We start from the raw sequence: 14,174 nt of genomic DNA on the forward strand, positions 1-14,174 counted from the left end.
TGTAGATAGAAAAAGCCCCATGACTGCAGCGTGGGGCTTCGCGTTTATAACCTGTTGTATTCAGCGCTTACATGCGTTCAAGCGTTTTAATACCCAACAGATCCAGACCCTGTTTAATGGTTTTTGCGGTCAAGGCTGCCAGCTTCAGTCGGCTTTGCTTGGTGTCACCTTCTGCATTCAGGATTGGGCAGGCTTCGTAGAAGCTTGAGAATGTGCCCGCCAGTTCAAACAGGTAGCTACACATAATGTGAGGCTGACCTTCACGGGCGACACCGTCCACTGCTTCTTCAAATTGCAGCAGTTTAGAAACCAGTGCTTTCTCTTTGTCTTCTGCAACAATGATCTTGCCTTCGATATTGTCTGCATCAATGCCCGCTTTGTTGAAGATAGAAGCAACACGTGTGTAGGCATACTGCATATAAGGTGCAGTGTTGCCTTCAAAGGCCAGCATGTTATCCCAGTCGAACACATAGTCCGTGGTGCGGTGCTTGGAAAGATCAGCATACTTCACCGCCGCCATTGCAACCGTGGTGGCAATATTGGCTTTTTCTTCTGCAGACAGCTCAGGGTTTTTCTCTTCAATTAGCTTATTCGCACGTGCTTCTGCTTCATCCAGCAGGTCTGCCAGGCGCACAGTGCCACCCGCACGGGTCTTGAACGGTTTGCCATCTTTACCCAGCATCATGCCAAATGCGTGGTGTTCAAGGCTCATGCTCTCTGGCACATAACCGGCCTTGCGAACAATGGTCCATGCCTGCATCAGGTGCTGGTGCTGGCGTGAATCGATGAAATACAGCACACGGTCAGCATTGAACGTCTCGTAACGGTATTTCGCACAGGCGATGTCAGTGGTGGTGTACAGGAAGCCACCATCACGTTTCTGGATGATCACACCCATTGGCTCGCCGTCTTTGTTCTTGTATTCATCCAGGAACACGACCATCGCACCGTCGTCTTCCACCGCCAGGCCTTTGGCTTTCAGGTCTTCAACGATACCGGCCAGCATGTTGTTGTACATGCTTTCGCCCATCACATCCTTGTCAGTCAGTGAAACGTTCAGGCGGTCATAGTTGCGCTGGTTTTGTTCAAGGGTGATTTTAACCAGTTGCTGCCATTTTTCTTTGCAGTATCCATCACCACTTTGCAGACGAACCACATAGTTACGTGCGGTTTTGGCGAACTCTTCGTCTTCGTCATAAAGCTTCTTGGACTCGCGGTAGAACCCTTCGATGTCAGAAAGATCCATTGAAATGTCACCACCTTGTGCTTCATGGCGCTCAAGGTTTGCAATCAGCATACCGAACTGGGTTCCCCAGTCGCCAAGGTGGTTAGCTCGGATTACATTGTGACCCAGAAACTCCAGCGTGCGGACAACAGCGTCACCGATAATGGTTGAGCGTAAATGACCAACATGCATCTCTTTCGCTACGTTAGGCGCGGAGTAGTCAACCACGATGTTTTGTTTTTCTGCTTCGGCAACACCCAAACGGTCACTTGCCAGTGCCGCGTCTGCCTGCTCTGCCAGCCACTCACTGCTCAGGAAGATATTGATAAAGCCAGGGCCTGCGATTTCGGTTTTCGCCGCCATGCCGTCCAAATCGAGAACATCCAGCACTTTCTGTGCGAATTCACGTGGGTTACAACCCAGCTTTTTGGCAACACCCATAATGCCATTAGCCTGATAGTCACCAAATTGTGGTTTCGCTGATTGACGAACAGCCGCCGGGCTGCCTTCCGGCGCACCTGCAGCAACCATGGCTGCAGCTACTTTTTCATTAAGAAGGGCTTGAATATTCACTTGCTTACCTTATTTTCGACACCCGGCGAATCGTCTGCCGGGTTAAAGTAAAAATCCGTCAACAATACCGGGTGCAATGCATATTGCTCTGGGCATGGTTGACGGCTTTAGTACTGAGATTCAGATACCAAATGCGGTGCAAAAAGTTAGCGGTAATAATACCCACAAAGTGACGTGGTTTGAAAGCTGAATCCTATGAAATAGGCTGAATTCATCGTGATTGGCGGGTAGCGGGAGACCCTGACATTTCAGCGCGATCTGTGCTGTGGTACATTGCATTCAATTTTGTCCACAACGAGACCCGATATGTCTGCCCTAACTGTAGAATCGCTATACGCCTCCCTGCCCGGTTTTGCCCTTCGTGTGAAGGAGCTGTTGACAACCCTGGAACTGGATTTGGGGGCATACCCTGCCGATCACATTGCCCTGAGGGTGAATGACAGGGCGCTGGCTGAATCGCTGCACCAGTCGTGGTGCTCACAGGGGAAAGAACTGTCGGTTAATATTATCAATGGCAGACCGATTGTGGTGATCAAGGCCAGTCAGCCATTGGTCTTTGGTGAATGGCAAACCGATTGTGTTGAATTGCCTTACCCGGGCGACAAAACCTATCCTGAGGAAGGGTGGGAGCATGCAGAATGGGTGGTGCCATCACACGCCACCACGCCAGAAGCCTTGCTCGACGATGTGTTTTCACTGTTCCCCGCGCTTAAAGCGAAATGGGACAGGCTGGCTACGCTGGGAGTAAAGGTAAAACTGAGTGCTCCAGCCGGGGAGGGGGAACGCATTGCCAACCCCACGGTGGCATTTAAAGCCAATGGTGTGTGTGTGAAACTGCACCCGGTCAGTCTTGAACAGGTGATTGAAAGTGAAAAAGGAGCCTGAGGCTCCTTTTAGTTATCTACCGGTTCTGAGTTACAAAATCACTGTTTTATTGCCATACACAAAAACCCTGTCCTCCAGTACCTGGCTCAATGCATTGCTGAGCACGGTTTTCTCGACATCCCGCCCTGCTTTGACCATATCTTCTGCACTGAAAGTGTGGTCGACGTGCTTGGTGTTCTGGTCGATGATCGGGCCTTCATCCAGATCATTGGTAACAAAATGTGCCGTGGCCCCGATAAGCTTCACGCCACGTTCCCACGCCTGATGGTAAGGACGGGCACCGATAAAGGCAGGCAGGAAGCTGTGATGGATGTTGATGATCTTGCGGGGGAATTTTGCGACAAACCCCGGTGTCAGCACGCGCATGAACTTGGCCAGCACAATATAATCTGGCTGGTAACCCTCAATGATATCGATCATCTGGGCTTCATGTGCTTCGCGCTCCAGCCCTTCATGACTGACGAAATGGAATGGAATATCAAACTTCTCTGTCAGTGTGGCGAGTTTGTCGTGGTTACCAATCACAGCAGCAATGTCCACATCCAGGGAGCCGTCATAGGCTTTCATCAGGATATCGCCCAGACAGTGGGATTCTTTGGTCACCATAATCACAACACGTTTGCGTCGCTTCGCATTGACCAGCCTGCGATGGCTGCCTGGCGGCAGTGCCTGGTCAATATCCAGCAGGAAGGTTTCATCATTGAAAATACCTTCCAACTCGGTACGCATAAAAAACTGACCCGTGCTGTGGTCGACGTACTCGTTGTTGTGGATGATATTAAGCTGGTGCTTGTAACAGATGTTGGTGATTTTGGCGATAAGGCCTTGTGCATCGGGGCAGTCCGTCAGCAGGATTTTTCTTTCCATAGAAACGTATTTCTCGTGATGAAATGTAAACTGGTGTTTCATCACGTTTTACTCTTAATTGGCCTGAAGGTCAAAGCGTTACCACCTGTGTGGCGGTGTGGATGGATTATTGGCATAATGCAATCCTTTCAAATACTGTATAAATGACCAATGATTTCTAAGGTTTTCTCGACGACAGGTGCCCTGGCCCGCGCGATCAAAGGCTTCCAACCTCGTCAGCCACAGACAGACATGGCACTTTCCGTGGATCGTGCGATCAAAAACCGCACCCAGTTGGTCGTGGAAGCCGGAACAGGAACGGGGAAGACTTACGCCTATCTGGTGCCCGCGCTGTTAAGTGGTAAGAAAACCATTGTCAGTACCGGCTCGAAAAACCTTCAGGAACAACTGTTTCACCGTGATCTCCCCTTAATGGTCGATACCCTGGGTTTCACTGGCCGTGTTGCCCTTTTGAAAGGGCGGGCCAACTATCTTTGTCCTGAGCGGCTCAGCCGCCAGATGATTGAAAGCCATGATGGTCACGCGGATCCCACGCTTCTCAGCCAACTGGTGAAAGTGCGTGGCTGGTCATCGGAAACCAAAACCGGCGATCTCGGTGAATGTGATGACTTGGCAGAAGACAGCCCAATCATTCCTGCCATCACCTCGACCAATGACAACTGTCTCGGTAAAGAGTGCCCAAGCTATGATGAGTGCTTTGTGGTGAAAGCGCGAAAGCGGGCAATGGACGCCGATCTGGTGGTGGTGAACCATCACCTTTTTCTTGCCGATCTGGCGATTAAGGAAACAGGTTTTGGTGAGCTTATTCCGGAAGCTGACGTATTCATCTTCGATGAGGCGCACCAAATCCCGGATATTGCCAGCCAGTATTTCGGCCAGAGCCTGTCGAGCCGCCAGCTTCAGGAACTGGCGAAAGACATCAATATTGCTTACCGCACTGAACTCCGTGACACCAAGCAGCTGGAAAAAGTGGCCGATCGCCTGTCTCAGTCAGCGTCAGATCTGCGCATTGTGCTGGGTGAACCGGGCTTTCGTGGCAACTGGCGCGAAATCTGCGCCTCACCGTCTGTGGCGAGGGAGTTGGTGCGTCTGAGCGATGCACTGGAGCTTGCGCATGATGTGATGAAGCTATCCCTTGGAAGAAGCCAGTTACTGGATGCGGCGTTTGATCGGGCGACATTGCTGAAAGCAAAACTTGAGCGCCTGAAAGATACCTCGATCCCGGGCTATTCCTATTGGTACGAGTGCAGTCGCCACCATTTCAGCCTGAATATCACCCCACTGTCTGTGGCGGAAAAGTTCCGTGAGCAAATCCAGCAACAGGATGGGGCATGGATTTTTACCTCGGCAACACTGGCGGTGAACGATGATTTCAGCCATTTCAGCCATCGCCTCGGTCTGGAGCCGGCTGAACAATTTACCCTGCCTAGCCCCTTTGACTATGAAAAACAGGCGATTCTCTGCGTGCCACGGTTTTTGCCCGAACCCAACAGTTATGGACTGGCCGATAAGCTGGTACATATGTTGATGCCGGTGATTGAGCAAAACAAAGGCCGGTGTTTCTTTCTTTGTACCTCACACCAGATGGTGCGCGATTTGTCTGAGCGGTTCCGTGAATCCCTCAACTTGCCTGTGCTTGTTCAGGGGGAGACCTCCAAGCAGAAACTGTTGGCAGAATTTCTGGAATTGGGGAATGCGCTACTCATCGCTACCGGTGCATTCTGGGAAGGGATAGACGTTAGAGGGCAGGCGCTGAGCTGTGTTATTATCGACAAATTGCCATTTACTGCGCCGGATGACCCACTTTTGAAAGCCCGCATTGAAGATTGCCGCATGCAGGGTGGCGACCCATTTTCCCAGGTACAGATCCCGGATGCTGTAATCACCCTGAAGCAGGGCGTTGGACGGCTTATCCGGGACCGAAGTGACCATGGTGCGCTGATTATCTGTGATAACCGTCTGGTCAGCCGCTCCTACGGTCAAACCTTCCTGCGCAGTTTACCGCCAATCCCACGCACGCGGGATCTGGCAAAAGTCGGTGAGTTCCTTGCCGAAATAGATAAGAACAATGAATCTGCAGCAACGTCTGCTGCGTCAGAGGTATAGATGACGTCTAAGATCCTTGCCGTTGATACGGCCACTGAAAACTGCTCCGTTGCCCTGAAAGTCGGGAGTGACGTGATTGCGCGCTGTGAAATGGCGCCGCGTGAACATACCACTAAAATCCTGCCAATGGTCGACAGTGTGCTGGCGGAAGCCGGGTTAACCCTGAATCAGCTCGATGCACTGGCGTTTGGCCGTGGGCCTGGCAGCTTTACCGGTGTACGTATCGGGATTGGTATCGCACAAGGCTTGGCGTTTGGTGCGGGTTTGCCAATGATTGGCGTTTCAACCCTGGCGGCGATGGCCCAGCAGGCGTACCGTACCCAACAGGCAACACATGTGCTGTCCGCGATTGATGCCCGAATGAACGAAATTTATGTCGGTGGCTACCAACGCCTTGAGAATGGTGACTGGGAAACTGTCGTATCGGAAGCGGTGCTGGCCCCGGAAATGTTTACCCCGACACTGACAGAGGCTGCGTGGTCGGTAGCAGGAACGGGATGGCAAGCTTACCCGGATTTGCAAGGCCAGCTACACTTGTCAGTGAGTGACAGCGGTGTGCTTTATCCTGAATCACAGGACATGTTAATCCTTGCCCATCATGCGCTTGTGCGCGGTGAAGCGGTGGATGCTGAACATGCTAGCCCTGTCTATCTTCGTGACACTGTGGCCTGGAAGAAACTGCCCGGTCGCGAATAAACACTGCGTCGGCAGGTGATGTGAATCTATTCAGGGTCAGCCATGGTTTCAATTCAGGGATTACCACAGCAGGCTTTACGTGCCGGAAAGGCGGGACGTAAACAGCCACAGAAAAAGCAGGCGACAAACGATGTCTCCGAGCCTTCACAGGTGGCAAAAGCCGTATCCCTTGGGATCCGTAATCCGGAAAGGGCCCAGGATGCCTTCGAACACATTCACTATGACCTGCCGGACGGACGCAGCAGACATGCATTAGCGTCCTATATGGATGTGAAAAATCAGGCCAGACGGGACGAACTTATCGCCATGTTCGGCGTAGATGTCTTCGTTTAGCTAACTCCTCGTACCACTTGCCTTCCCCTCTCTGTGGTAGGCTTCGCGCGCTCTAAATCGGACATTGTCCCACTATGGCATTAGAAGAAAAAAATATGCAGTAAGGTTTGGCAATCTTGCTGCCCAGGTATACCTCACTGAGCGGAATAAGCCCATCCTGCTGATGCTGCATGGCTGGCAAGATAACAGTGGCAGCTTTGAGCCGTTGGCGCCCTTGCTCTATGAGCATTTTGACTTGGTAATGCCAGACTGGCCGGGTCATGGTTATTCCGATCACAAGGGGGCGGATAGCTTCTATCCTTTCTTTGATTATGTCGACGATCTGCATCAACTGATCCTTCAGTTGGGAGACAGGCCCATTTATCTCGTCGGACATTCACTGGGAGGGTTGGTGGCATCATCCTGGTGTGCGGCGTTTCCGGAAAGGGCGAGGGGCTTGGTGATGATTGAAGCCTTGGGGCCGATGTCTGAGCGCGATGACAACGTGGTTGAGCGTTTGCGTAACGGCATTGACAGCCGTTCGGCCATGAAAACGTCCCGTGAATTGCCATCACTGGAGGCGGCACTCAAGCTTCGCCGTGGGATCAATAAGGTCAGCATTAACGATCTGACACCCATGGTGATCCTCGGTATTAAGCAAGTGGGGACGGTGTGGCGCTGGCGGCATGATGCTAAGCTGAAAACTGACGCTATTTACTGGATGTCTACGCACCATGCCGAGCATCTGATACGTGGGATTAAGTGCCCGGTGCTGGCGATTCTGGGTGAGGATGGTTATCCGGCACTTCGCAGCCCATTGGCAGAAAAACGTATGGCGTGGTTTCAGGACCTGATCGTGGAAAAGGTAGCGGGCACCCACCATTGTCACCTTCAGAGTCAGGCAGAAACGGCGTCATTAATCATTGATTTTGTGACCAGGCTACATCTCACCACAGCGCTTAGTGATGTTAATTGAATGTTATTTCTGGTCTAATTGCGAGCTAAAACACTCGTTTGAATTTTATTGCGTCTGGCGCGGACCGCTTGGTCTGCGGTAAAAAATAGGAGAGATCAAGTGGATAAGGTTTGGCTTAACCGCTACCCATCAGATGTACCAGCGGAAATCTCTTCGGACATGTACCCATCACTGGTAGAGATGTTCGAAAAGTCTGTGCAGAAATATGCGGATCAGACAGCCTTCATCAACATGGGGCAGGTGATGACGTTCCGGAAGCTGGAAGAGCGCAGTCGTGCGTTTGCCGCTTACCTGCAAAACGATCTTGGCCTGAAAAAAGGCGACCGTGTCGCGGTGATGATGCCAAACCTGTTGCAATATCCGATTGCCCTGTTCGGTATTCTGCGTGCCGGCTGTGTGGTGGTGAACGTGAACCCGCTATACACCCCGCGTGAGCTGGAACACCAACTGAATGATTCAGGCGCAACCGCGATTGTCATCGTCTCCAACTTCGCACATACGCTGGAAAAAATCGTTGATAAAACCAGTGTGCGACACGTCATCCTGACCAGCCTGGGTGACCAGTTGCCCCGTGCCAAAGGCACCATTGTGAACTTCGTGGTGAAATACATCAAAAAGATGGTGCCGAAGTACAGTTTGCCACACGCAACCTCTATGCGCATGGCGCTGAGAAAAGGCCGCCGTATGCAATATGTGAAGCCGTTTATGACCGGTGATGATATTGCCTTTTTGCAATACACCGGTGGTACGACCGGGGTGGCAAAAGGGGCGGTACTGACCCATAACAACATGCTGGCAAACGTGAATCAAGCCAAAGCTATGTATGGACCGGTATTGAAGGAAGGTCGAGAGCTGGTGGTCACCGCCCTTCCTCTCTATCACGTGTTTGCGCTGACGGTGAATGGCCTGCTGTTTATCGAAATGGGGGGGCAGAACCTTTTGATCACCAATCCGCGTGATATTCCTGCATTTGTGAAGGAACTGAAACAGCATCCGTTTACGGCAATTACAGGAGTAAATACCCTGTTCAACGCGCTGTTGAACAATGAAGATTTCCATGAGCTGGACTTCAGCAACCTCAACCTGACTGTTGGCGGTGGTATGGCAGTGCAGCGCTCTGTTGCCGAAAGCTGGATGAAACTAACGGGCAAACACCTTCTTGAAGGGTATGGTCTGACTGAGTGTTCGCCGCTGGTTGCTGCGTATCCTTACGATTTGAAAGCATACAATGGCTCGATTGGTCTGCCAGTGCCTTCTACGGAGGTGCGTATTGTGGATGATGAGGGTAACGTGCTGCCAAATGACCAAGTGGGTGAACTGCAAGTGCGAGGGCCACAGGTCATGCAGGGCTACTGGCAACGCCCAGAAGCCACCAAAGAAGTGATCACTGAAGATGGTTGGCTGTCCACCGGTGACATCGTGAAATTCGATGAAGATGGCTTCCTGCACATTGTTGACCGTAAGAAGGACATGATCTTAGTGTCGGGTTTCAACGTTTATCCCAACGAAATTGAAGACGTGGTAGCCCTGCATGGCAAAGTGCTGGAAGTGGCTGCGATTGGCCTACCACATGAAACATCTGGTGAAATCGTGAAGGTGTGCGTTGTAAAACGTGATCCCAGCCTGACCAAAGAAGAGCTCCTGGCGCATTGCCGCGAACACCTGACTGGTTACAAAGTGCCGAAGGTGGTCGAGTTCCGCGAGGAGCTGCCGAAGACCAATGTGGGCAAAATCCTGCGTCGTGCACTGCGCGAAGAACAGGAAGTGAAAGACGCAGAAGCGTAATCGGCGCATGCGCTGACGTAGTTAAGTGCGTACAATAGGTAAATAACCTATGCCTTTGAAAACATGCTGGCCCAGGCCAGCATGTTTGCTTTCTGTAACCGGTGATTTTACTGCGGCAGAAACAACCCAGATGGGAGATTGCGTGAATTTCGAAATTATAACTGAACCGTCCCAACTCGAACGAGTTTGCCAACAGGCCCGCCAGGTACCGGCTGTGATGCTGGATACCGAATTTGTGCGTACCCGGACTTTGTATCCACGACTGGGCCTTATCCAATTGTATGATGGTGAAACACTGTCTTTGATTGACCCAATTGAACTCGACGATCTTTCACCGCTATGGGCGTTGCTGACGGATGAATCGGTAGTGAAAGTGCTACATGCCTGTAGCGAAGACCTGGAAGTTTTTCATCATTACGCAGGCGCGATGCCAACGCCGATGGTGGATACCCAGATCATGGCGGCTTTTTTGGGGCATGGCCTGTCGGCTGGTTTTGCCTCCCTGGTGGAAGAATACCTTGTCGTTACGTTGGATAAAGGTGAAGCGAGAACGGATTGGTGTGCCCGTCCCCTGAGCGAGAAACAGCTCGAGTATGCCGCCGCAGATGTCTATTACCTGCTCCCGCTGTATAACGAACTCTCCAAGCGGGTATCTGCTGCAGGTTGGGATGAAGCCGTGAAGCAAGAGTGCGCATTGATGGCCAGCAAACGTGGCAAAACCCCAGAACCGGAAAAAGCCTACCTTGATATTAAAAATGCGTGGCAGCTTCGCCCCAAGCAACTGGCGGTGCTCCAAAAGCTGGCAAGCTGGCGCCTTCGGGAAGCCCAGCGCCGGGATTTAGCACTGAATTTTGTGGTCAGGGAACTCCACCTTTGGAAGATGGCACGGTTTAACATCCGTTCACTCGACAAAATGGCGGAAGAGGGCTTTGATCGCTTTGAAATTGAGCGCCATGGTAGCCGTTTGATCCGGATGGCACAGGAAGCGGATAAAACACCTGCTTCCCTTTACCCAGAAGAAATCGTACGTTTGGTGGATATGCCAGGCTACAAGCAGATGGTGAAAAACATCAAAGAGCAAACCAATGCCGTCGCGGAAAAACTGGGTGTGGTGCCTGAGTTTGTGGGGTCGAAAAAGCAGATCCATCAGGTGCTTAAATGGGCTTGGGTGAACGATCGTAACCCAGAAAAAATGCCTGACATGTTGACAGGGTGGCGAAAAACTTACTTGGCGGACAAGGTGTTAGCCGTGTTGGATGGACAATAACTTAGGCCAACAACCGCCAACAAACCAGAAAAAAACCGGCTTTTCCGCCGGTTTTTACGCTTTATTTATCGTCAGGCAGTGTCACATTCAGTTCCAGAACGGACAAATCGTCGTCCCGTTGTTCCAGTGCCACAGAGACTTGCTCGGGTGAGATATCAACGTATTTCCGGATCACATCAAGAATATCTTGCTTCAATTGAGGTAAATACGTTGGCTCTGTACTCCCTGCGTTGCGGCGTTCAGCGACAATGATCTGCAGGCGCTCCTTGGCAACCGACGCACTCGCCTTCTTTTTGGGACGGAAAAACTCCAACAGTGCCATGGGTTACCCCCCAAACAATCGTTTCAGAAACCCTTTCTTTTCTTCTTCCAGGAAGCGGAAAGGACACTCATTGCCAAGCAGGCGGGTAATAGCATCGCTGTACGCCAAGCCTGCGTCTGACTCCTTATCCAGGATCACGGGCTCGCCTTTGTTGGACGCATGCAGAACGGATGGGCTTTCCGGTATCACACTCAGCAGTGGTATACGCAATATTTCTTCTACATCTGCCACACTCAGCATTTCGCCACGGGCAACACGTCCCGGGTTATAACGGGTCAGTAGAAGGTGTGTTTTGACGGGCTCTTCACCATTTTCAGCCCGGCGGGATTTGGAATCCAGGATGCCCAGAATCCGGTCAGAGTCGCGAACAGAGGAGACTTCTGGATTGGTGGTAACAATGGCTTCGTCAGCGAAGTACAGTGCCATTAAGGCGCCAGCTTCAATACCTGCCGGAGAGTCGCAGATGATGAACTCAAAGTCCATCGCTTTCAGATCGTCCAGAACGCGCGCTACGCCTTCTTTGGTCAGCGCATCTTTGTCACGGGTTTGTGACGCTGGCAGAACGTAAAGGTTATCGACACGCTTGTCTTTGATCAACGCCTGATGCAGGTTGGCTTCGCCGTTGATCACGTTAACGAAGTCATAAACCACACGGCGTTCACAGCCCATAATGAGGTCTAGATTACGCAGGCCGATATCAAAGTCGATAACCGCGGTTTTCTTTCCTGCCAACGCAAGGCCGGTAGCAATGGCTGCGCTCGACGTGGTTTTACCCACGCCACCTTTACCGGAAGTAATTACAATAATTCGAGTCATTCCTCAGTCCTTCGGAAAGTTAGAGTGTGAGGTGTTCAATATTTAACGAGTCGTTTTGCAGTGACACCTTTACCGGACGTGCAGCGTACTGCTCGGGAATGGTTTCACTGAGCCAGTAAGTGCCTGCGATTGAGAGCAACTCAGATTGCAGGTTCTGGCAAAAAATATGGGCTTCTTTCTGACCACTGGCGCCCGCAATCGCCCGGCCTCTCAGCACGCCGTAAATATGGATACTGCCGTCGGCAATGATTTCGGCGCCGGCACTGACATGGTTAAGCACCACTAAATCCGCGTTCTTTGCGTATATCTGTTGTCCAGAGCGAACCGGTGAGGTGATCACTTTAGTCGGTGTTTGGATTGGATCATTAATGCGTGCAGCTTGCTTGGCAGGATTCATCACCGCAAGCCCCGCTTGCTTGGCAGCATCACGCACCTGATTTTGCTTACAACCAGTAACACCGACAACCAACATACCGGTTTTCTCTATGGTTGCTTTAAGCTGTACAAAGTCAGGTTGATTGTGAAGGCGGGCAATATCAACAACGACAGGTGCGCCATCGAAAAACGCAGGTGCCTGATTGACTTTATCAGACAACACTTGCATGGCGCTGTCTACATCATCATCCATCAGATGAAGCACAGAAAGCGTAAATGAACTGCCTTTGAGTTCAGCATTTTTTGTCATTGAACGAGTTATCCAGCTGGCACGGTAGTGTTGATATTGACAACACGAACGCGAAGTTTCATCACCCCAATTTCCCCTTTGCACTCATTTTTTAATGGTGCACATTCTTTGGTTTTCTTGGGTGTATCAGACAGTGATCTGCATGGTATATTCATGGCATCTTTGCGGCAAGCATGAAGACCCAATGTGGTGCTTTAATCGCCGATTTCATTTTGATTTTTTAAGCCGTTTCTCTTAATCGGGAACAGAACAAATGGTGCATGCCTCAAACGGGCATGAAGAATGAGAGGTACAAGGTGTATTGCGCAATTTATAAAAGCAGTAAAAAGGATTCGACCTATCTTTATGTTAACCGTAAAGATGATTTTAGCGATGTGCCAGAACAATTGTTACACACTTTTGGGAACCCGCAGTTCGTTATGATGGTCAACTTAGAAAAGCGCGAAAAACTGGCTATTGCAGATATCAATCACGTCCGCAATAACCTCAAGAATAAAGGTTATTACCTGCAGCTTCCGCCAGCACCAGACGCGGCACTGCAACATATTAGACAGAAAAATACTAAATTATAAAGGAGCGCTATGCGTAAGGGATTAATCGGGATCCTTATTGGGGCTGCGTTGTCTATATCAGCACCTGGGATGGCAGAAGAAAAGCAAAGTTTTGAACATTACGTTGATGGTTTAAAAAAAGAGAGTGCAGAAAAGGGTTTTGATACCACACTCATCGAGCAGGCTTTCAGCAATCTGACCTATCGCGAGCGGGCGGTTAAAGCAGACCGGAATCAACCAGAGAAACGTTTAACGCTGGATGAATATATTCCAAGGGCAGTACCAGACTGGAAAGTTGCACAAGCACGAAAACTGTATGACCAGCATTATAATGACCTGAAACGTATCGGTGATATATATGGTGTCCAACCCCGTTTTTTGGTCGCCCTATGGGGAGTAGAGAGTAACTTCGGTAAATTCACGGGAAATTATAATGTAATTGAAGCGTTATCAACGATGGCCTACGACGGACGTCGGGAAGCCTTTTTCCGTAATGAGATATTTGAGGCATTAACCATTTTACAACAAGGTCATATTGATATAGATAAGATGAAAGGTTCTTGGGCGGGGGCGATGGGACAATGTCAGTTTATGCCCAGCTCATTTAATGCTTTCGCTGCCGATGGTAATAATGACGGTAAAAAGGATATCTGGGCTTCTCAGCCCGATGTATTCGCCTCGTCTGCCAACTATTTAAAAAATGCAGGTTGGGATGAAAAGTATACTTGGGGGCGTCAGGTAATTGTTCCTGGGAACTTGCCCAAGGGGCTGTCTGGGTTGAGTCAGGATAAGGCGAAAACGTTATCTGAATGGCAGACTCTTGGCGTACGACGTATGAATAATGCTTCATTGCCAGATGTGGAAATAAAGGCGTGGTTAATCCAACCTGATGATGAATATGGCCGAAGCTATTTAGTTTACAGTAATTACCAAAGCCTGATGAAGTGGAATCGTTCACATTATTTTGCACTGGCCGTCAGTCATTTAGCTGATCGTATTAAATTCGGTTGAGATGAAGGTTGTATCGTCCAGAGGAGTGCGTTATCTGACCGAAAAAGGAATGAAAGACGTGCAGAAATGTAATGACGCTGAGTGACAGTCAATTGCT

General features: G+C 50.4%; 14 protein-coding genes. 9 read left to right on the plus strand and 5 right to left on the minus strand.

Annotation, left to right across the window (positions count from 1 at the left end):
* Nucleotides 1–67: 67 nt before the first annotated feature.
* Nucleotides 68–1,798, minus strand: a complete 1,731-nt coding sequence (argS, locus tag AC6IB1_RS06875; RefSeq protein ID WP_497568378.1) for an arginine--tRNA ligase — start codon at nt 1,796–1,798, stop codon at nt 68–70.
* Nucleotides 1,799–2,104: 306 nt separating this feature from the next.
* On the opposite strand from argS, the gene AC6IB1_RS06880 reads away from it, so the two are divergent.
* Nucleotides 2,105–2,683 carry a VOC family protein gene (locus AC6IB1_RS06880; RefSeq protein WP_497568379.1) on the plus strand — a complete coding sequence of 193 codons (579 nt, stop codon included), beginning with the start codon at nt 2,105–2,107 and terminating at the stop codon, nt 2,681–2,683.
* A gap of 30 nt (nt 2,684–2,713) precedes the next feature.
* Here AC6IB1_RS06880 and purU read toward each other — a convergent pair whose 3' ends face one another.
* Nucleotides 2,714–3,550, minus strand: coding sequence for a formyltetrahydrofolate deformylase (gene purU, locus AC6IB1_RS06885; protein ID WP_497569098.1), 837 nt, complete (start codon nt 3,548–3,550; stop codon nt 2,714–2,716).
* A gap of 150 nt (nt 3,551–3,700) precedes the next feature.
* On the opposite strand from purU, the gene yoaA reads away from it, so the two are divergent.
* The 6 genes from yoaA to rnd all read left to right on the plus strand — a co-directional run bounded on the left by yoaA (nt 3,701) and on the right by rnd (nt 10,692).
* Nucleotides 3,701–5,656, plus strand: a complete 1,956-nt coding sequence (gene yoaA / locus AC6IB1_RS06890) for a DNA repair helicase YoaA (protein ID WP_497568380.1) — start codon at nt 3,701–3,703, stop codon at nt 5,654–5,656.
* On the plus strand, nt 5,657–6,352 hold the full coding sequence (gene tsaB / locus AC6IB1_RS06895; protein ID WP_497568381.1) for a tRNA (adenosine(37)-N6)-threonylcarbamoyltransferase complex dimerization subunit type 1 TsaB: 696 nt from the start codon (nt 5,657–5,659) through the stop codon (nt 6,350–6,352).
* A 42-nt stretch (nt 6,353–6,394) separates the two neighbouring features.
* Nucleotides 6,395–6,685 carry a chromosome segregation ATPase gene (locus AC6IB1_RS06900; RefSeq protein WP_497568382.1) on the plus strand — a complete coding sequence of 97 codons (291 nt, stop codon included), beginning with the start codon at nt 6,395–6,397 and terminating at the stop codon, nt 6,683–6,685.
* A gap of 64 nt (nt 6,686–6,749) precedes the next feature.
* Nucleotides 6,750–7,640: an alpha/beta fold hydrolase gene (locus tag AC6IB1_RS06905; protein WP_497568383.1), complete on the plus strand. Its 891-nt coding sequence runs from the start codon at nt 6,750–6,752 to the stop codon at nt 7,638–7,640.
* A 99-nt stretch (nt 7,641–7,739) separates the two neighbouring features.
* Nucleotides 7,740–9,425, plus strand: coding sequence for a long-chain-fatty-acid--CoA ligase FadD (gene fadD, locus AC6IB1_RS06910; protein ID WP_497568384.1), 1,686 nt, complete (start codon nt 7,740–7,742; stop codon nt 9,423–9,425).
* A 142-nt stretch (nt 9,426–9,567) separates the two neighbouring features.
* Nucleotides 9,568–10,692 carry a ribonuclease D gene (gene rnd, locus AC6IB1_RS06915; RefSeq protein ID WP_497568385.1) on the plus strand — a complete coding sequence of 375 codons (1,125 nt, stop codon included), beginning with the start codon at nt 9,568–9,570 and terminating at the stop codon, nt 10,690–10,692.
* A gap of 61 nt (nt 10,693–10,753) precedes the next feature.
* On the opposite strand, the gene minE is transcribed toward rnd, so the two are convergent.
* The 3 genes from minE to minC are packed head-to-tail and all read right to left on the minus strand — an operon-like array spanning nt 10,754 to nt 12,515.
* Nucleotides 10,754–11,014: a cell division topological specificity factor MinE gene (gene minE, locus AC6IB1_RS06920; RefSeq protein ID WP_005506267.1), complete on the minus strand. Its 261-nt coding sequence runs from the start codon at nt 11,012–11,014 to the stop codon at nt 10,754–10,756.
* 3 nt (nt 11,015–11,017) lie between these two features.
* Complete coding sequence (gene minD, locus AC6IB1_RS06925) at nt 11,018–11,830, minus strand: septum site-determining protein MinD (protein ID WP_005506265.1); 813 nt, start codon at nt 11,828–11,830, stop codon at nt 11,018–11,020.
* A gap of 19 nt (nt 11,831–11,849) precedes the next feature.
* Complete coding sequence (gene minC / locus AC6IB1_RS06930) at nt 11,850–12,515, minus strand: septum site-determining protein MinC (RefSeq protein ID WP_497568386.1); 666 nt, start codon at nt 12,513–12,515, stop codon at nt 11,850–11,852.
* Between the two features lie 296 nt (nt 12,516–12,811).
* On the opposite strand from minC, the gene AC6IB1_RS06935 reads away from it, so the two are divergent.
* Both AC6IB1_RS06935 and AC6IB1_RS06940 read left to right on the plus strand, forming a co-directional pair.
* Complete coding sequence (locus AC6IB1_RS06935; RefSeq protein ID WP_005506262.1) at nt 12,812–13,087, plus strand: YcgL domain-containing protein; 276 nt, start codon at nt 12,812–12,814, stop codon at nt 13,085–13,087.
* Nucleotides 13,088–13,096: 9 nt separating this feature from the next.
* On the plus strand, nt 13,097–14,077 hold the full coding sequence (locus AC6IB1_RS06940) for a lytic murein transglycosylase (RefSeq protein ID WP_497568387.1): 981 nt from the start codon (nt 13,097–13,099) through the stop codon (nt 14,075–14,077).
* The last annotated feature ends 97 nt before the right edge of the window (nt 14,078–14,174 follow it).

It is taken from the genome of Grimontia sp. THUN1695, assembly GCF_059704325.2.